This is a genomic window from Xylanimonas allomyrinae, from assembly GCF_004135345.1.
Taxonomy (GTDB): Bacteria; Actinomycetota; Actinomycetes; order Actinomycetales; family Cellulomonadaceae; genus Xylanimonas; species Xylanimonas allomyrinae.
Window position 1 is genome coordinate 994,686 of record NZ_CP035495.1, and the last position, 17,133, is coordinate 1,011,818.

The 17,133-nt window shown below is 73.6% G+C and carries 14 protein-coding genes; 5 read left to right on the forward strand and 9 right to left on the reverse strand.

The window, feature by feature from the left end:
• Positions 1-84 precede the first annotated feature (84 nt).
• Positions 85-1,347, reverse strand: a complete 1,263-nt coding sequence (locus ET495_RS04475; RefSeq protein ID WP_245993306.1) for an MFS transporter — start codon at positions 1,345-1,347, stop codon at positions 85-87.
• A 115-nt stretch (positions 1,348-1,462) separates the two neighbouring features.
• Entirely contained in the window at positions 1,463-2,443 is a 981-nt protein-coding gene (locus tag ET495_RS04480; protein WP_129202951.1) for a helix-turn-helix transcriptional regulator, read from the reverse strand.
• A gap of 196 nt (positions 2,444-2,639) precedes the next feature.
• On the opposite strand from ET495_RS04480, the gene ET495_RS04485 reads away from it, so the two are divergent.
• Positions 2,640-3,140, forward strand: coding sequence for a P-loop nucleotide/nucleoside kinase family protein (locus ET495_RS04485; RefSeq protein ID WP_129202953.1), 501 nt, complete (start codon positions 2,640-2,642; stop codon positions 3,138-3,140).
• A 49-nt stretch (positions 3,141-3,189) separates the two neighbouring features.
• Here the strand turns inward: ET495_RS04485 and ET495_RS04490 are convergent, their stop codons facing one another.
• The 7 genes from ET495_RS04490 to ET495_RS04520 form a co-directional block, all read right to left on the reverse strand.
• Positions 3,190-4,392 (reverse strand): MFS transporter, encoded by a 1,203-nt coding sequence (locus ET495_RS04490; RefSeq protein WP_129202955.1) that lies wholly within the window; start codon positions 4,390-4,392, stop codon positions 3,190-3,192.
• Between the two features lie 48 nt (positions 4,393-4,440).
• Positions 4,441-5,892: an isopeptide-forming domain-containing protein gene (locus ET495_RS04495; RefSeq protein WP_129202957.1), complete on the reverse strand. Its 1,452-nt coding sequence runs from the start codon at positions 5,890-5,892 to the stop codon at positions 4,441-4,443.
• Positions 5,889-6,806, reverse strand: coding sequence for a class C sortase (locus tag ET495_RS04500; RefSeq protein ID WP_129202959.1), 918 nt, complete (start codon positions 6,804-6,806; stop codon positions 5,889-5,891). Before ET495_RS04500 ends, ET495_RS04495 begins: the two co-directional genes overlap by 4 nt.
• A gap of 94 nt (positions 6,807-6,900) precedes the next feature.
• Entirely contained in the window at positions 6,901-8,313 is a 1,413-nt protein-coding gene (locus tag ET495_RS04505; protein ID WP_129202961.1) for a SpaH/EbpB family LPXTG-anchored major pilin, read from the reverse strand.
• Positions 8,314-8,374: 61 nt separating this feature from the next.
• Positions 8,375-10,162, reverse strand: coding sequence for a DUF7507 domain-containing protein (locus ET495_RS04510; protein ID WP_129202963.1), 1,788 nt, complete (start codon positions 10,160-10,162; stop codon positions 8,375-8,377).
• A 418-nt stretch (positions 10,163-10,580) separates the two neighbouring features.
• Entirely contained in the window at positions 10,581-10,859 is a 279-nt protein-coding gene (locus tag ET495_RS04515; RefSeq protein ID WP_129202965.1) for an acylphosphatase, read from the reverse strand.
• Positions 10,860-10,927: 68 nt separating this feature from the next.
• Positions 10,928-12,331, reverse strand: coding sequence for a hypothetical protein (locus tag ET495_RS04520; protein ID WP_129202967.1), 1,404 nt, complete (start codon positions 12,329-12,331; stop codon positions 10,928-10,930).
• Positions 12,332-12,507: 176 nt separating this feature from the next.
• Here ET495_RS04520 and ET495_RS19125 point away from each other — a divergent pair, with 176 nt between their 5' ends.
• From ET495_RS19125 to ET495_RS04535, 4 genes are all read left to right on the forward strand, one after another.
• Positions 12,508-12,639 carry a hypothetical protein gene (locus ET495_RS19125; protein ID WP_281276171.1) on the forward strand — a complete coding sequence of 44 codons (132 nt, stop codon included), beginning with the start codon at positions 12,508-12,510 and terminating at the stop codon, positions 12,637-12,639.
• Positions 12,640-12,756: 117 nt separating this feature from the next.
• On the forward strand, positions 12,757-13,203 hold the full coding sequence (locus ET495_RS04525) for an HNH endonuclease (RefSeq protein ID WP_129202969.1): 447 nt from the start codon (positions 12,757-12,759) through the stop codon (positions 13,201-13,203).
• A 120-nt stretch (positions 13,204-13,323) separates the two neighbouring features.
• Positions 13,324-15,258: an ABC transporter ATP-binding protein gene (locus ET495_RS04530; RefSeq protein ID WP_342770148.1), complete on the forward strand. Its 1,935-nt coding sequence runs from the start codon at positions 13,324-13,326 to the stop codon at positions 15,256-15,258.
• A complete protein-coding gene (locus tag ET495_RS04535) occupies positions 15,255-17,057 on the forward strand; it encodes an ABC transporter ATP-binding protein (RefSeq protein WP_129202973.1) in 1,803 nt (600 codons plus the stop codon). Before ET495_RS04530 ends, ET495_RS04535 begins: the two co-directional genes overlap by 4 nt.
• Positions 17,058-17,133: the final 76 nt, after the last annotated feature.

A 17,133-nucleotide genomic window follows, 5' to 3' on the forward strand; every position in this document is an offset into this window, starting at 1 on the left:
GCCGAGAACTGTAAGGACGATCGCACGGTGCGGGCGCGCCGAGGCTGCACGGGCTCGCGTTCGTGGCGGGCGGGAGCTGGCAGGTCAGGTGCGGCGGGTGCGCAGCGGCGGCACGACGATGCCCGCGGACGCGCGGGCGCGCGGCCGCGTGAGCAGGATCCCGGCGACGCCGACGGCCAGCGGCACCGCCACCACGGCCAGCGCGACCCGGTAGTCGGTGAGGGTCGGGACGCCGTCGGGCGCGCGACGGTCGAGCACGACGCCGACGGCGAGCATGACCAGCACGGCCCCCGCGAACCCGCCCATGTTGGCCACCCCCTGCGCGGTGCCGCGGCGCGCGGGCGGGTTGAACCCGGCGGCCAGGTCGAGCCCGATGAGCGAGGCGGGCCCGCCGACCGAGATGAGGACGACGAACACGGTCAGCACCCACAGGGGGCGCGGTGTGGCGGGCACGAGCACGAGCGCCCACCCCGCCGCGGTCGTCGCGGCGACGGCCAGCACGACCCAGGTGCGGCGCAGCGGGTGGCGGGCGGTGACCTCGCCGACGACGGGTCCGGTGACGATCGACACGCCCACGCTCACGGTCAGCAGCATGCCCGCCTGCCCCGCGGTCAGGCCCTGTCCCCGGACGAGGAACGGCACCCCCCACATGAGCACGAACACGCTGACGCTCACGCCGCCGAGCAGGTGGGCGAAGAAGCCGAGCCACGTGCCGGCGCTGGTGAGGGTCGCTCCCAGCCCGGCCAGTCCCCGGCGTAGGGGCGGCTCGTCGTGCGGCCCGGGCCGCACGCCCACGGCGGCGACGACGGCCGTCAGGAGCCCGGCGACGGCGAGCGCGGCGAACGCGGGCGCCCACCCGGCGCGGCGCAGGGCGAACGCGAACGGGATCGCCGACACCACCTGCCCGAGCTGGCCGACGATCCCGGTGACCTGCGTCAGCAGCGGCACCTGTCGGCGGTCGAACCAGCCCCACACGAGGCGGACCGCCGAGATGAACACGGCGGCGTCGCCCGACCCGACCAGCACCCGCAACGCGATGGCCACCCCGACACCGGGCGCGACGGCCATCCCTGCCTGGCCGACCGCCATCGTCAGGGCGCCGAGCGTCAGGAGCCGTCGCGGGCCCCAGCGGTCCAGCGCGATCCCCATGGGGATCTGCAGGGCCGCGTACGTGGCGACCTGCACGACGACGAACAGCGACAGGACGGTCGCCTGCGCGCCGAACCTGTCGGCCGCGGCCAGCCCGGCGACACCGAAGGACGAGCGGTGAGCGACGGCGAGCACGTAGACCGCGAGTCCCGCCGCCCACACGAGCCAGGGGGTCGCGGAGGTCCGGGGGCGGGGCACGGGCCCCATGCTCCCACGGGCGCGGGTCGCAGCGACCCGCGCCGGACTCTCGCCGTCCGGACTCTCGCCGTACGGACCCGCGCCGTACGGACCCGCGCCGGGCAGGACGCCGGCGTCAGGACTCGGACAGTCCGCTCTCGGCGTCGGTGAGGTCATGCTCGCCCGGACCGGACAGGGCCGCGTCGCGGCGCAGGTCCGACGGCGTCATCCCCGTCGCCTCCTGCACGGCCCGGCGCATCGCCACGGTCGAGCCGAAGCCCGACAGGGTGGCGATCTCGGTCAGCGAGGCCGCGGCCAGGCGCGCGTCACGCAGCCGCGTGATCGCGTGCTGCGTGCGCACCTCCTGGATGCGCTGGGCGACCGTGCGGTCCTCGTCCTCGAACAGCCGCTGCAACGAGCGGCGCGAGAGCCCCAGGTGCTCGGCGACGGACGCCGAGCTCAGTTCGGGGTCGGTGTACTTGGCCGCGATGTGCCGCAGGGCGGCCAGGCGCTGCCGCCGCAGCTCCCACCCCGAGCAGCCCGCGACCGCGAGCGCGGTGATCGTGCTGGTGGCGAGCGTGCGCAGCACGTCGGCCACCTGCGCGCGCGCCAGGGGAGCGAGGCGCTCGGAGTCCTGGCGCAGCAGGTCGAGAAGGAACGCGCCCAGCGCGCAGGGCACGGCCGCGTCGGCCCGCCCGACGACGAACGGTGCGGACCGTGGCAGGGCGGACAGCCCGCTGTACTCGGCCGGCAGGTCGCACAGGACGACGCGGGCCGGTGCCTCGGAGGCGTAGGTGACGGGGCTCGTGCCCAGGACCAGCGCGCTGTCGCGGGGCCGCAGGGTCGCCGTGGCCTCGGGGTGGCGCAGGCTCACCTCGCCCTCCACGACGATGACGAGGCGAAGCGTCTCGCAGTCGGTGCCCCACATGCGGTCGGGGGTGTCGAGCAGCACGGGGCCGTGCTCGAGGTAGGTGACCTGGAGGTCGCCGAACTTCGCGCTGCGCGAGCGTGCGTGGTCGCGTTCGGCGGTGGACGTCGGTGCGGGCTGGGGGGCATGGGCGCGCCGCGAGGGCACGCCGCGGTGGCGGTGCAAGGTGCGCTGGGGGCTCGGAGACATCAGCCGGGTCCCTTCGTGAGTTGGTTTTGCTCCATCTCACGCGCAACCGGGCGCCGCCCCGCGTGGTCGTGCGTGGAACTACGCAGACCGACGCCTGCCACCCGTCGCCGCCCAGCACAGCGCGCCCCGGTCGCGGTCCGGGTGCGTCACCGGCGCCGAGCGCCAGCGCTTGTGCGCGGGTGCCCCGGCTGGTCGTATGGACCTTGTGAACCCGGCAAGACTCTCCCTGGTGTGCGGGCTGCCCGGCGCGGGCAAGACGACACGCGCACGGCAGATCGTGGAACGGGCGAGAGCCGTGTACCTGAGCCCCGACGAGTGGATCGTGCGGCTGGGCGTCAGCCTCGTCGACTACGAGTTCCGGTTCAGGCTCCAGGACTGCATGCTCGAGCAGGCCGGCGAGATCCTGCGCTGCGGCGCCAGCGTCGTCGTGGAGTTCGGCTCCTGGACCCGCGCCGAACGCGACACGATCCGGCAGGTCGCGGTCCGGGCCGGCGCCCGCACCGCCCTGCACTTCGTGGACGGCCCGCTCGACGAGCTCGCGCGCCGCGTGCGGGCCCGCGGCGGCCCCGACGCCGAGGCGCTCGCGTCGGACGTGCTGCTGGCCACGTGGCAGCAGTTCGAGCGCCCGACACCCGACGAGATCGCCCTGTACGACCGTTACGTCGGACCCGACGCCGTGTGGCGACCGGGCCGCTGACGCCCGCTCAGCGCCGTCCGCTCAGTGCCGTCCGCACAGTGCCGCCCGCTCAGTGCCGCCCGGACGCGCGGCCGCGCCGCAGCCGCCACGCGAGGGCGGCGGCGCCGCCCAGCACCGCCGTCGCCACGTACATCGCCCGGTACGACGACGCCTCCACGACGCGGCCCATCACCACCGGGCCCACCCCCGTACCGAGGTCGAGGAAGAGGAAGAACGTCCCGACCGCCACCCCCGTGCGCAACGGACCGGCCAGGCGCACCGCCTCCACCTGGAACGCCGGCACCAGCACCCCGTGCCCGAACCCCACCAGCACCCCCGCCGCCGCGACCTGCACCCCCGACCGCGCGAAACCCAGCACCACGAACGACGCGGTCAGAGCCGCCAGAGCCGGGTACACGACGACGCCGGAACCGAACCGGTCCTGGATCGGGCCCGCCGCAAGACGCGACGCCAGCACCGCGGCCGCATACACGACGAAGAACGCCCCCGCCGCCGCCGGCGCACCCACGGACTGCGCCAGGGGATAGGTGAACGTCAGCACGACCGACGCGGCAACACCCAGCAGCAGGACGGGAACACCGATGCTCGCCACACGCGGCTCCACGATCCCCGCATCCCGCCACGACCCGCCGGCGACGACCCCCCGCGGCTCACGAGACACGACCGCACGCGGCGCCGTCACGGCCAGCGCCGCCCCGAACGCCCCCGCCGCGACCACGGCCGCCCCCGCGAACAACCAGTCGTACCCGAACCGGTCGACCACCAGGAACGCCGCAGGCGGCCCCGCCGCCGACGCCAGGGGCAACCCGAGAGTGAAATAGCCCGTCCCCTCGGCCCGGCGAGCCTCCGGAAGCAGAAGCTGCGCCGCGGTGTTCGTCGCCGTCGTCGCAACCCCGAACGCGAACCCGTGCACCGCACGCACCGCCAGCAACGCGCCCAGCGAGTCGGACACCAGATACGCCGCCCCCGCCGCCGCGAACACCCCCAGCGACACCACCAGCACCCGGCGCGGGCCGAACACGTCCACGACCCGCCCCGCCCCGAACCGCGCCACCAACGCCGCCACCACGAACACCGACGCCGCCAGCCCGGCCGCCGCCCCGCCCGCACCCAGCACGTCCGCCGCGAACACCGCCATGAGCGCCATGAACGTGTAGAAGACGGCCATCACCGCCGTGTTCACCACCGTCACGAGCACGAACTGCCCCGACCACACCACCGGTCCCCGCGAGTCACGCTCCGGCGTCGGCATGCGCCGATGCTACCCAGCCGGCCACCGGCAGCCCGCGACCACCACCCCTCAGCAGTCCGAACCGCGCCGCCGCCCCGCGACCCGCACCACGGCACCCCCCGCGACGACCAGCCCACCCGCCACAGCAAGCATCACCGCCACATCGGCACCGGTCCGCGGCAGGAACCTGCCCACCGGGGACACCCCGGACGGCGCGGAACCCACCACCAGCAGCAAGGCCCCGTCGTGGTCGTCCTCGTCGTTGTCATAGTCGCGCACCCCGTCGTCCGGGCTCATCGACGTGTTCGACTCACCGATCTCGTTGTCCTCCCACGAGTGGTACACGAGCGCCGAACCCTCCACCGCACCATTGACACGGTCAGGGGTCGAGTCGACGTCCGCGACCGCCCCCCAGGTGCCCACGACCCCGTCGAACCGGTCCCCGAGCAGAGGCTGCGCCGCCCACCCCGCGGCCACGACACCCGAGTCCGGAACGGACATGACGTCGCCGGAAGACGACCCGGCGCTCGCGGTCTCGGCCTGGGCCGGGACCCAGCCGCTGAACTTCGAGATCTCGGCGAAGCTCGGCACGACGGCGCTGTCGGCGCCCGTGGCGAGGGCCTGCGGCGTGACGCGCAGCGTGTGGTGGACCTCGTACTCCTCGTGGGGGGCCAGGACGATGCCGGCGTCTTCGAGCGACAGGTGCCACAGCCCGTCAGTACCCAGCTGCCAGCCGTCGTTGTCGTGCCCCGGGACGGTGTTCATGTACTGCGTGGCGGCGTGGTCGAGGCCGTCGCCGAAGTAGCTGACGATCTCGTCGACGCGAGCCGTGCGGTTGCCCTGGTTGAACAGGTGGATGTCGTGCACCACGAGGTCGCCCACCTGGATGTCGACGTCGTCGCGGTCGAAGGTGACGTGCGGGACCACGAAGTCGGGGCCCGGGTGCGTCGTCGGGGCCATGCGCTCGAAGATCAGCGTGCCGTCGCGCCAGATCTCCGACACCCAGGTGCGCAGCGCCAGGTCGTACACGGCGTGCGACCGCGTCCTCGCCGCCTTGGGGTAGGCGACGACGTCGTAGAGCCACCGGCCGTCGGTGTCGGGGTCGGCCGTCGGGAGCATGACGAGGAACGGGTCGACGGTGTCGAGCCCCGCCGGGGCGACCTCGCGCACCCGGTACAGCCCCACCGCGAGGTTGCGGAACACGACCTCGCCGGTGCCGTCCGTGACGGCCTGCGCCACCTGCTCTGCGGCGACGGAGGCGGTGTCGGTGCCGAGAAGGTCCCGTGCGGCGTCCCGGCCCTCGGGGGTGGTCAGGTCCAGCCCGGGCACACGCTCGACGACGAGGGTGAGCCCGGCGCCGGGCGTGCCCGACGGTGAGCCGGTGGCGTCGAGCCCGGAGGCGCGCACCGTCAGGGTGCAGGAGCGGTCGGGGTCGACCGCCGCGGCTGCCGCGGGGACGTCGAGCAGCAGCGCGACGACCGCGACGAGCGCGACGATCCAGGGAGTGAGGTGCTTCCTCACAGGTGCCTCCCGTGGTAGTTGGGTGTGGTCGTGCGTCGGGTGGGCCACAGGGCCAGCGCCATCACGCCGGCGCTTCCGCCGCCGGTGATCGCGGCCCACCACGGGAAGCCCGGGTGGGCGCCGGCCGTGTGCGCGAGCGCACGGCCGGGGTCGGGTGCCGGGTCGGCGGTGCGCTCGCCGCGCACCAGGAGCCGGTGGGTGTTGACGTAGGTCGGGAAGCATGTCGTGAGGGTCACCAGGTCCTTGCCCTCCTCGATGCCGATGAGGTCGGTGGACTCGGTCGCCCTGACCGGGGTGATCGCGACGACCTCGTAGGCGAGCTGACGGCCCATGACCGCGATCGTGAACACGTCGCCGATCTCGACCTGGGAGAGCCGGTTGAAGAGCGTCGCCCTGTTCCACCCCGAGTGCGCCGCGATCACCGCGTGCGACGACGGACCGCCCACGGGCAGCGACGTCCCGTACAGGTGGCCGGCGCTGGTCTCCAGCGCCGCGGGAGAGGTTCCGTGCACGACGGGCACGCGGGTGCCGATCGACCCGACGGCGACGTCGGCCATGAGCGGCGTGCCGTCCACGGAGAGCAGCTCCTGGTACCGGCGGTACTCGGGTGTGGTCTCGTCCGCGGCGCCGAGCTCGTGCAGCTCGTGGCCCAGGGTGCCCGCCCCGCCCGCAGCGAGCCACGCGTTGTACCGCTGGGCGGCGGCGAGCTGGGCATCCTGCCGCGCCGACGGCGTCGCCGCCTGGGCAATGGTGAACTCGGCGGTGCGGTGGGCGGCGCCACGGTCGTTGAACCAGGCGAGCGCCGGGTTCCACTGCCAGACGGCGAGGGCGGCGAGCACCGCGACGGCGACGGCGACCCGGCCGGCCAGAGCCTTCCGGCCCGCTGGGGTGCGCGGAGTGCGGTGCTGCGCCATCGTCGTTCCTTCCTCGTGCCTTGTCCGGGTCTTCGGTGGTGGGTGCGGCCCCGGGAGTGACGATCTCGGGGCCGCACCGGTCCGCTGCGTGGCGTCAGCCGTGAGCGCGCCGCGAGCGGACGAGCCAGGCGGCACCGCCGGCCACGACCATGAGCGCGAGGACGGGCAGGACGGCGCGGCTGCCGCCGATCGTGGGCAGCGCGAACGGCGGCGTCGGAGCGTTCTCGACGGTCAGCGCGTAGACGCCGTCGCGGAAGGTCTCGGCCAGGACCGGGACGGGAGTCGCGTCCAGGACGTGGCCCTGCGGGGGACTGGTCTCGACGATCCAGTACTGCAGGTCGTCGATCGGGCCGTTGTCGGCGAAGTCGTCGTACCGGACGAGGAACTCGGCGACACCGTCAGTCCCCGTCGTTCCCGACGCGACCCGGTACGCGGACCTCGCGTGGGTGTCGCCGGTGTACAGGTCGAACGTGGCTCCCTCCAGGAGGGACCCGTCGGCCGAGCTGACCTTGGTGACGCGCAGCGTCGCCCACTTGGTCAGGACCTCGTTCGACGCGCCTTCGAGCACGTCGGCGTTGGCGAGCGTGAACGCATAGTGCGCCACGTTGTCGATCACCCCGTGGGCGTTCGCGCTGACCGAGATCCGCACGCCGACGCGCGCCTGGGCGGCGAGCGTCGCGGCGTCGAAGGTCACGGAGATCGCGCCGTCGGGGGAGTGCGTGACGGTGCCCTGCCAGTCGGTCTCGGCCAGAGCGCCGCCGTCGGTCGCCTGCGTCAGCAGGTGCGTGACCTTGCCGAACGTGAGCCGCTCGTCGAGCGTGTCCGAGATCGTCAGCGACTGCGCGCCCTCTGGAACGTCGGCGACGAGGTCGTAGGTGAACTCCTCGCCGCCGCTGAAGGTCGCCGAGTCCTTGACGGTCTTCGTGAGCCAGTCGACGTGGTTCTTCGGGTAGACGTGCACGGTGTACTCCCACGTCGCGGGATGCTCAGGGTGCGCGATCGGGAGCGTGACGAGGAACGGCGGGCCGAGGTGGGCGTTCGAGGGGCCGCTCACCTCGGTCACGAGATAGAGCCCCACGGGGATGCCCTCGATCCGCACCGTGCCGGAGGGCCCGGTGGTGAAGGGCGCCGTCGTGCTGAAGGCCTCCAGGGTGGAGCGTCCGCCGTCGGTGAGGACGTCGCGGATGTCCGCGGCGGCGTCCAGCCCTTCGATCCCGCCGGCGTAGGCGGCCGCCTTCGCCCATCCCTGCTCGGTGTGCAGGTCGACGTCGGGCACGCGCTCGAGCGTGAACGTGACGCCGCCGATCCCGACGCTCGGGACCTCGCTGAGAGCCTGTCCCTTCCCCGCGTCACCGGCGCTGCCGCGTTCTGCGAGCTTGGTGATGACCAGCGTTCCGGTGGCGGGACCGCCGACGACGGGGCCGGCGTGTGCGGGCAGGGGGATCGCGGCGAGGGCGAGCGCTGCCGCGAGAAGGGCGGCGATCCGCCCGCGAGGACGTCGGTTCATTGCAGTTCCTTCGGGTGTCTCGGATCCCCGGCAGGCGAGGAGGTGCGTTCGTGGTCGTTCTTCAGCGGACGCGGTGGGTCGTCTTGCGTCGCAAGCCGACGGCGAGGAAGGCCGTCAGCGCCGCGGCGACGGCGAGCGCGACGGGCCCGACGGCCGAAGGCGCTCCGCCGACGGCGGGCAGGACGATGCCGTCCGCGGGCGGGGATGACTCGCAGGTGCCGGCCGGGCCGTCCGTCTCGACGCAGGACGGCGCAGGGGCGACGGGAACGGAGGCGTCGTCGGAGTCGGAGTACGGTGCGCCACCGAACGTGGTCGTGACGGTGGCGGTGTTGACGAACGTCCCCGACGATGTGCCCGCGGCCGTGGCGGCCTCCTCCTGTCTGATCCGGTGGGTGGCGTAGAGCGTCACGGTGTCGCGGCCGCCTCCCGGCACCCCGAGCGAGTCGATCGTCGCCTCGTATCCGATCTGGGCGTCGGTGACGACGAGATCGGTCAGCTCGGTGTCGCCCGTGTTCGACACCGTGAAGCGATAGCAGACGACGTCGTCGACGTCGTAGGTGCGCGCCCCGGGCTCTTGGGCGGCCGCCGGAGCGCTCGGGGCGGAGCCGGCGCTGCACGCGTCTGCCGGGACGTCGAGCGCGTCCTTGTCGATGCGGACGCCCGGGTGGGCGGGCACGAGCGTGGAGATCTCGAGGGTCCGGATGAGGTGCACGTCGGTGAAGTCGCCGGTCGACCCTGCGAAGCCGAACTTGAACGTCTTCGGCATCGGCTGCGTCATGTGGTGCGTGAGCACGTGGTCGTCCTCGGTGAGCGTGCCGTCGGGCTCGAACTCGACGTAGACCTTCACCGTCGGGCCCGTGCCCGGGCGTGGTTCGAGGGTCACGCGGACCTGGCGCCGGGCGTCCCCCGGGTCCGTGGCCTCTGGGTTGCCCATGAGCTTGGGGAGGAAGCTGCGAGGCGTTTCCACGCCGGGGACCTTCTCGACGGTCGACGCGAGGTACGGGTAGCCGCTGAACCCGTTGCCCGGACCGCGTAGCGTGATGGTGTTGGGGACGTTGTCGCCCCAGGATGCTCCGGCCGGCGACTGGCTGTCCACGAGCGCGCACTCGTCGGTGGCCGTGCGCGAACCACCGCGGCACTCGGTCGCGTCCTGGATGAAGTTGCCGAGCACGTCGAAGCCGATGCCGAGGTAGCCGCCGGCGACGCCTTCCTTCCATCGGGCCTCGCCGCTGGCCCACTCGTCGTACTTCTGCGCGTACCCGAGCGAGCCGCCGTAGGCTCCCGCCTTGGTCAGCGTCGCGGACCCGTCGACGATGAAGAACCCGATCCCGTCGGCGGGGTGTGCCGAGGCGTGCTTGCGCACTGCGGCTCCCTCCGGGGTCGTGGTGTGGTACTGGTACATCTCGAAGGTGATGTCCAGCCCACCCTCGGTCCTGAGCGGCTTGTCGTAGACGACGCCGCCCACCTTGTCGTGGTTGTTGTCGGTGAGCTGGAGGTAGCCGTTGCGGTCGGCGGGGTCGGCCGACCTGGGCGGAGCGCCGCGTCGGGCGCTGCCCTGGAGCACCCGCTCGTCGACGGGGATGGCATCGCCTGCGCTGGTCTTGAGGTCCTTGCCGAGCTTGGGCGCTTCGGGGGTCCCGTCGGGGGCGTTCGTCAGCCCCGCGTGGTCCAGGAGGTCGAAGTCGTTGTGAAGCGTGGGTCCGCGGAAGTCCTCCCGGAGGAGGACCGCCGGCGTGCTCGGGGCGTGATCTGCGCCGTCGGCCAGGGCCGGGCGGGCCGTGATCTCGAGCCCGACCGTGACTCCCGCCGCAACCACCGCGATCCCCGCGATCGCTTTCCGCAGCCGCATCGACAGCACCTCCCGTACATCCGTTGGGTCGTCCCGGACGGCCGCGTGGCCGTCCGGAGGTGCCTCAACGTAACGAGGGCAGGGCGGGGGGAGGGGGCCGCGGGGCGTCGGGTGCCGGGTGGGCTGGCGACGAATTGCGCCCTCGGCTTGACATGCCCCGAGCGGGTATGGCTTAGGCAAAGAACCGGCTATGCCTGGGGCTGTTGATTGTCAGGTGGGCGCGCGGTGCGGATCGCATCGCCGCTGGCCGGAGCGGTCGCGGGCCGCCGTCGCCACCCCGGTCGTGGTCACGGCGCTGGCCAGCGGGTTCACTCGCGCAGGCGGCTCGAAGAGCTGCGGGGCCCACGCCTGGGCGGGCTCCGGTCGCTCGTGAGCGATCGCACCGCGCCACTGCCGTGAACGAGGCGCGGCTCACACCTCACCGGGCGATCCGGAACCCGTCCTCGCCCAGCGCCGGCATGTCCTGCACGTGGATGGCGGTGACGTGCGCGAGCGGCGGACCTGAGCGCAACGCGACCAGCAGGCGCGCGACGTCGTCGGCGTCTCCCTCGATCTCGGCCTCGACGTCGCCGCCCGGCAGGTTGCGCACCCAGCCGGCGAGCCCGGCGGCGCGGGCGGCGTCGCACGTCCACCAGCGGAAGCCGACTCCCTGCACCCGCCCGCTGACCCGCACCTGCGTGCGCCTTCGCTCCGTCATGCGTCCTCCCGCGGTCTCGTGGCCGGTCGAGGTCTCCTGGCCGGCCGAGGTCTCCTGGCCGGCCGAGGTCAGTCGAAGAGGTCCCCGATGCCGTCGAGGATCCCGCCCAGCACCATGCCGCCAAGGATCCCGCCCAGCACGTCACCACCTGATCGCTGCTGAGCGCCCTGCCAGCCGCCGTACCCCTGCCCGTACCCCTGCCCGTACCCCTGGTTGGCGATGTCGCGGTGCGCGATCGCCGCCGCCTCCGCGGCGAGGGACGCCGCGCGGCGGGCCCGGGCGAGCCGTCGTTCCGGGTCGGTCTCGGCGCGTGTCTCGGTCAGCTCGCGTTCGGCCTCGGCGAGGCGGGTGCGAGCCTGCGGGCCGACGGGGGCCCGATAGTCGTCCACGGCCCGCCGCGCGGCGAGCACCTGGCGTTCCGCGTCGTCGAGCGCGGTGCCCAGCTGGGCGCTGGCGGCCTGCGCGCGCCGCCCGGCCTCCGTGACGGCCGCCACGGCGTCGTCGAGCGCGGTGTTCGCCTGCCGCACGCGGGTGAGCCCGCCGACGGGGTCGGACGGAGCACCGGGCGCGGGAAGCTCGGCGAGCGCCTGCTCCAGGCTGCCGATCGCGGCGTCGACGGCGCCGGCACGCTGCGCGGCCGGTATGGCCCGGGCGGCGGCGATCTCCTCGCGCGACTCTGCGATCATCGCGCCGAGCGTCGCCTCGGCGGCCAGGGCCTCCATCTCGAACCTGTCGACCGCCTCGAGCAGCCCCTGCGCGCGGCGGGCCGCGTCGGCGGCCGCCGTCGCCGCGGACTCGGCGTCGCGGCCCCGGGACTCGGCAAGCTTCCTCGCGGCGACCTCGGCGCTGCGGACCGCGAACTCCAGCAGTCGTGCGGCCTGCTCGGGGTTGGCCGCCACGGCCTGCAAGGCCGCGTCGGTGTAGCGCGAGCGCAGACCCGTCAGAGTCGTCTCGGCGCCGGGCAGGGCGGCGCGCAGCCGGTCGGCCTCGGCGCGCACCTGGGCGAGCGCGGCCGGCGTGCGCCCGGCCGCGGCGCGGCGGGCGGCCAGGGCGGCACCCTGCTCACCGGCGATGGCCTCCGCGGTGCGGCACAGCTCGAGGATCCGGGTGTACCACTCGTGGCGTTCCGCGTCGGTGTCGGGGATCGCATCGTGCAAGAGCTGCTGAAGGTGGAACGCCTCCTGCAGGTGACCGCGTGCCTGGGCGAGCGCGACCGACAGCTCGTGCGCGTCCTGCTCGCCGAGCTGTGCGAGCGCGTAGCCGGCCTCGTCGTCGGCCAGGCGCAGCCGCTCGTCGGTGCGTACCAGCGCCGAGCCGGCGTCGCGTTCCAGTCGCGCGAGCTCGGCCTGGAGCTCGGCGAGCCGGGCCTGTTCGCGGGCGCGGCCCCGCCTGCCGGCGAACATCCCGCCGAGCACGGAACCGAGCACCACGACGGTGCCCACGCGCCTGAGGGCAGCCACGGTCAGATCCATGCGTCGATGGTAGGGCGCACGGGCGGGGGAGCAGCGGAATGTGGTGTCGGTCGAAACCTCTGGCCTCGGGCGCCGACGACGCGTAGATTCTGTGCGGATGCAGGGCGCACGCGCTGCACGTACGAGCACGCTCGCCGCCGGACGGCGTCGGGCACACGGACGGAAGGAGGGCGGCCATGAGCGTCACGTCGAGCACCGTCTCGCGCACGCACGGTGTCGTCGTCCCCCCGGGGCTCGGCGCGCAGCGGCGGTTCGACCTGCACCGCACCGACCTCATCGACCATTCCTGCGGCCCGCATCACGCCTGACCGGGCACAGCCCGGCCAGCCCCGAAGCCGTCGCAGGGACACGTCCCTGGGCGGCTTCCGTCGTCCTGGGGCATGACCACTCACCCGACGACGACGTCCCACACCCGGGAGGCGGCCATGGCAGACGTGCTAGTCCTCAACGCCGGCTACGAGCCGTTGCACCGCGTGTCCGTGCGCCACGCGATCCACATGCTCGTGCGCGGGGTCGCGGTCGTCGAAGAGTCCGTCGTTGGGCGCACCTTCGGCCCCTACCCGCTGCCGCGCGTGCTACGCCTGGTGCGGTACGTGACCATGCGCTGGCGGTACCGGCGCGACCACGCCCCCGCCTGCACCAAAGCCGGTGTGCGTGCCCGCGACGGGCGGTGCGCCTACTGCGGCGGCCCCGCCGACACCGTCGACCACGTGCTGCCCCGGTCGCGCGGGGGAGCCTCCTCCTGGCTCAACCTCGTCGCCGCGTGCAACACGTGCAACGCCCGCAAGGCCGACCGGACGCCGCAGGAAGCCGGGATGGAGCTCCACCTCGTCCCGCACATCCCCGACCTGTCCTGGCGTCCCGCCGCCTGACCGGCGCACATCGGCGCACGCCACCGCACACCACCGCACACCGGCCCGCGCACGCCCCGGTCGGCCAACACCGATGACCCAGGCAACGGGTTCGTTCACCGCGGGTGCAGAATGTCGGTGATGCCCACCAACACCGGCGCGACCGCGCCCGCCCCGGCACGCCCCGGCACGCCCGCCGCAGGCGCCACCCCCTCGGCCCTCGCCGCCCTGCGCCGGCTCAAGCCGTTCGTGCGCCCCGCCCTGCCACGACTCGTCGCCGGCATGCTCTCCGCACTCGGCGCCTCGCTCGCCGCCCTCGCCATCCCGCGCGTGCTCCAACGACTCGTCGACGGCCCGCTCGCCGCGAGCACACGCACCCACGACACCACAGCACTCTGGGCAGCGATCGCAGCCGTCCTCGCCCTCGGCCTCGCCGAGGCAGGACTCATCCTCGTACGACGCAACCTCGTCATGCTGCCCGGCACCCGCGTCGAAGCCGACATGCGCATGGCCCTGTTCCGCCACCTGCAAGACCTGCCCATCGCCTTCCACGACCGCTGGGCAGGCGGCCAGCTGCTCTCCCGCTCCATGTCCGACCTCGGGCTGCTGCGCCGCTGGCTCGTCTTCGGCCTCCTCCAGCTCGTCGTCTCCTGCGCCACCGTCGTCGTCGGCGTCACCCTGCTCGTCACCACCACCGGATGGCTCGGACTCGTCTACCTCGCCGGAGCCATCCCCGTCACCGTCATCACCTACCGCTTCTCACGCCGCTACCGCGTCATCGCCCGCCGCTCCCAGGACCAGTCCGGCGACCTCGCCACCACCGTCGAAGAGTCCGTCCACGGCATCCGCGTCCTCAAAGCCTTCGGCCGCGGCCGCGACGCCCTCGCCTCGTTCACCGGACAGGCCGAACGCCTCCGCACCACCGAGCTCGCCAAAGCCCGCGCCCAGGCCTCCGTCAACGTCGCCCTCACCCTCATCCCCGAGCTCACCCTCGCCGCCTGCCTCGTCCTCGGAACCCTCCAAGCCCACCACGGCACCATCACCATCGGCGCCCTCACCGCGTTCTTCGCCACCGCCGCCGTCATCAACGGCCCCGTCGTCGACCTCGGCATGACCCTGTCCATGACCCTCAACGCCCGCACCGCCGTCGACAGATACTTCGACGTCCTCACCACCACCAACCCGCTCACCGACCCCGACCACCCCACCGAACCCGGGCAACCCCGCGGCCACGTCCGCCTGCGCGACGTCACCTTCCGCTACGACGACGCCACCACCCCCGTCCTGCACCACGTCGACCTCGACCTGCCCGCCGGCACCACCACCGCCCTCGTCGGCCTCACCGGCTCCGGCAAGTCCACCCTCGCCATGCTCATCCCACGCCTCTACGACGTCACCGGCGGCACCGTCGAGATCGACGGCACCGACGTGCGACACCTCCGCCGCGCCGACGTCCGCCGCACCGTCGCCGTCGCCTTCGAAGACCCCACCCTCTTCTCCGCCACCGTCCGCGAGAACGTCCTCCTCGGCGTCGACGACACCCTCCCCGACACCACCAAGAACGAACGCCTCACCGAAGCACTCGACGTCGCCCAAGCACACTTCGCCACCCGCCTGCCCCACGGCGTCGAAACCCGCATCGGCGAAGAAGGCCTGTCCCTGTCCGGCGGACAACGCCAACGCCTCGCCCTCGCCCGCGCCATCGCCGCCCACCCCCACGTCCTCGTGCTCGACGACCCCCTCTCCGCACTCGACGTCACCACCGAAGAAGCCGTCACCACCCGCCTACGGCAAACCCTCACCCACACCACCACCCTCGTCATCGCCCACCGGCCGTCCACGGTGGCGCTCGCGGACCGTGTCGCGGTGCTGCAGGACGGGCGGATCACCGCCGTCGGCACGCACTCGCAGCTCCTGGCCGCCGACCCGCACTACCGGTACGTCATCTCCAGCCTGGAGGACGACGCCGCCCGGCACGGCGTCGGCACGCTCCCGGAGCCGGACCTCGGGCCGGGCCTGGCGGGCGAGGCAGAGACGGACCTGCACGACGACGAGGCGACGGGAGCGCGGCTGTGAGCGCCACGAACAACGAGGCCGCAGAGGACACGCTGGACCGCGCCGCGGCACGAGCGGTGCGCGCCCGGTCGCTGGGGCTGCTCGGCGACCTGCTGCGCCCCCACGGGCGGCGGCTGGCCTGGTCGGCGGTGCTCGTCGTCGCGTCCACGCTCGGCCAGGTCGCCGGGCCGGCCCTCGTCGCGGCGACCATCGACCACGCCCTGCCCGCGCTCGACGACGGCCGCTCCGGGCCGCTGGTCAGCTACGGCGTGCTCATGGTGGTCGCCGCGGTCGCGGCCGGTCTCGCCAACGGGGCGTATGTGCGGGCCGCCGCCGTGATCTCCCAGGCCGTGCTGCTGGAGCTGCGCCGGCGCGTGTTCCGCCAGACGCAGAGGCTGAGCCTGGAGTTCCACGAGTCGTACACCTCGGGGCGCATCATCTCCCGGCAGACGTCGGACCTGGAGGCGCTGCGCGAGCTGCTCGACGGCGGCCTGACCGGCGTCGTCTCCTCGGTGCTGACCATGGTGTTCACCGCCGTGGGCCTCGCCCTGGTGGACTGGCGCTCGGGCGCCGTGCTGCTCGTCGCGATGGTGCCCGCGTGGCTGCTGACCCGCTGGTTCCAGAAGCGTTCGCAGGTGTTCTACCGCCGGCAGCGCACCGCCTCCGCGCGCCTCATCGTCAAGTTCGTCGAGACGATGACGGGCATGCGCGCCGTCCAGGCGTTCCGCCGCGAGGCCACGACCGAGCGCGAGTACGGGCGCTACGCCGAGGACTACCGGGAGGCCAACCTGGACACGTTCTCCCTCAACGGCCGCTACCAGCCCGGTCTGGTGCTCATCGGCAACCTCACCGTCGTCGCGGCGCTCGGCTACGGCGGGTGGCGGGCGCTGAACGGCGACCTGCCCGTCGGGGTGCTCGTCGCCGCCCTGCTGTACGTCAAGCGGTTCTTCCAGCCCATCCAGCAGGTCGGCATGTTCTACAACTCCTTCCAGTCGGCCTCGGCCGCCCTGGAGAAGCTCTCCGGCCTGCTCGCCGAGGAACCCACCGTGGTCGAGCCCGTCAGCCCGACGCCGCTGCCCGATGCCCGCGGCGACGTCCGCCTCGACCACGTCACGTTCCGTTACGGCAGCGGGCCCGTCGTGCTGCCCAGCCTGGACCTGCACATCCCCGCGGGGCAGACGGTGGCCCTCGTCGGTACCACCGGGGCCGGCAAGTCCACCCTCGCCAAGCTCGTCACGCGCTTCTACGACGCCACGGCGGGCAGCGTCCTGCTCGACGACGTCGACGTGCGCGACCTGGCCACCCCCGACCTGCGGCGCGCGGTCGTCATGGTGACCCAGGAGGCGTACCTCTTCAGCGGGTCCGTGCGCGACAACATCGCTCTCGGCCGGCCCGGCGCCGCCCAGGCCGACATCGAGGCGGCCGCGCGCGCCGTCGGTGCCCACGACTTCATCGTCGCGATGCCCGAGGGCTACGACACCGACGTCAACAAGCGCGGAGGACGCGTCTCTGCGGGGCAGCGCCAGCTCCTGTCGTTCGCCCGGGCGTTCCTCGCCAACCCCGCCGTCCTGGTGCTCGACGAAGCGACCTCGTCGCTCGACATCCCGGGCGAGCGGCTCGTGCAGCGTGGCCTGAAGACGCTGCTGGCGGGGCGCACCGCGATCATCATCGCCCACCGCCTGTCGACCGTCGCGATCGCCGACCGCGTCCTGGTCATGGAGCACGGCCGCGTCGTCGAGGACGGCACGCCGGCCGAGCTGGTCGCGGCGGACGGCCGCTACGCCAGGCTCCACGCGGCGTGGCGCGACTCCCTCGTGTAGCCCGTGCTTCGCCTGACCGGGGCTTGGCCCCGGCGCAGGCTTGCCCCCAGCCTCCCTAGGGTTAAGGATAGCGAGA

What these genes read in the sequence shown, in the direction of transcription:
- ET495_RS04480 (WP_129202951.1), bottom strand. Translation starts at nt 2,443, where the DNA reads ATGTCTCCGAGCCCCCAGCGCACCTTGCACCGCCACCGCGGCGTGCCC.
- ET495_RS04485 (WP_129202953.1), top strand. Translation starts at nt 2,640, where the DNA reads ATGGACCTTGTGAACCCGGCAAGACTCTCCCTGGTGTGCGGGCTGCCC.
- ET495_RS04490 (WP_129202955.1), bottom strand. Translation starts at nt 4,392, where the DNA reads ATGCCGACGCCGGAGCGTGACTCGCGGGGACCGGTGGTGTGGTCGGGG.
- ET495_RS04500 (WP_129202959.1), bottom strand. Translation starts at nt 6,806, where the DNA reads ATGGCGCAGCACCGCACTCCGCGCACCCCAGCGGGCCGGAAGGCTCTG.
- ET495_RS04505 (WP_129202961.1), bottom strand. Translation starts at nt 8,313, where the DNA reads ATGAACCGACGTCCTCGCGGGCGGATCGCCGCCCTTCTCGCGGCAGCG.
- ET495_RS04510 (WP_129202963.1), bottom strand. Translation starts at nt 10,162, where the DNA reads ATGCGGCTGCGGAAAGCGATCGCGGGGATCGCGGTGGTTGCGGCGGGA.
- ET495_RS04515 (WP_129202965.1), bottom strand. Translation starts at nt 10,859, where the DNA reads ATGACGGAGCGAAGGCGCACGCAGGTGCGGGTCAGCGGGCGGGTGCAG.
- ET495_RS04520 (WP_129202967.1), bottom strand. Translation starts at nt 12,331, where the DNA reads ATGGATCTGACCGTGGCTGCCCTCAGGCGCGTGGGCACCGTCGTGGTG.
- ET495_RS19125 (WP_281276171.1), top strand. Translation starts at nt 12,508, where the DNA reads ATGAGCGTCACGTCGAGCACCGTCTCGCGCACGCACGGTGTCGTCGTC.
- ET495_RS04525 (WP_129202969.1), top strand. Translation starts at nt 12,757, where the DNA reads ATGGCAGACGTGCTAGTCCTCAACGCCGGCTACGAGCCGTTGCACCGC.
- ET495_RS04530 (WP_342770148.1), top strand. Translation starts at nt 13,324, where the DNA reads ATGCCCACCAACACCGGCGCGACCGCGCCCGCCCCGGCACGCCCCGGC.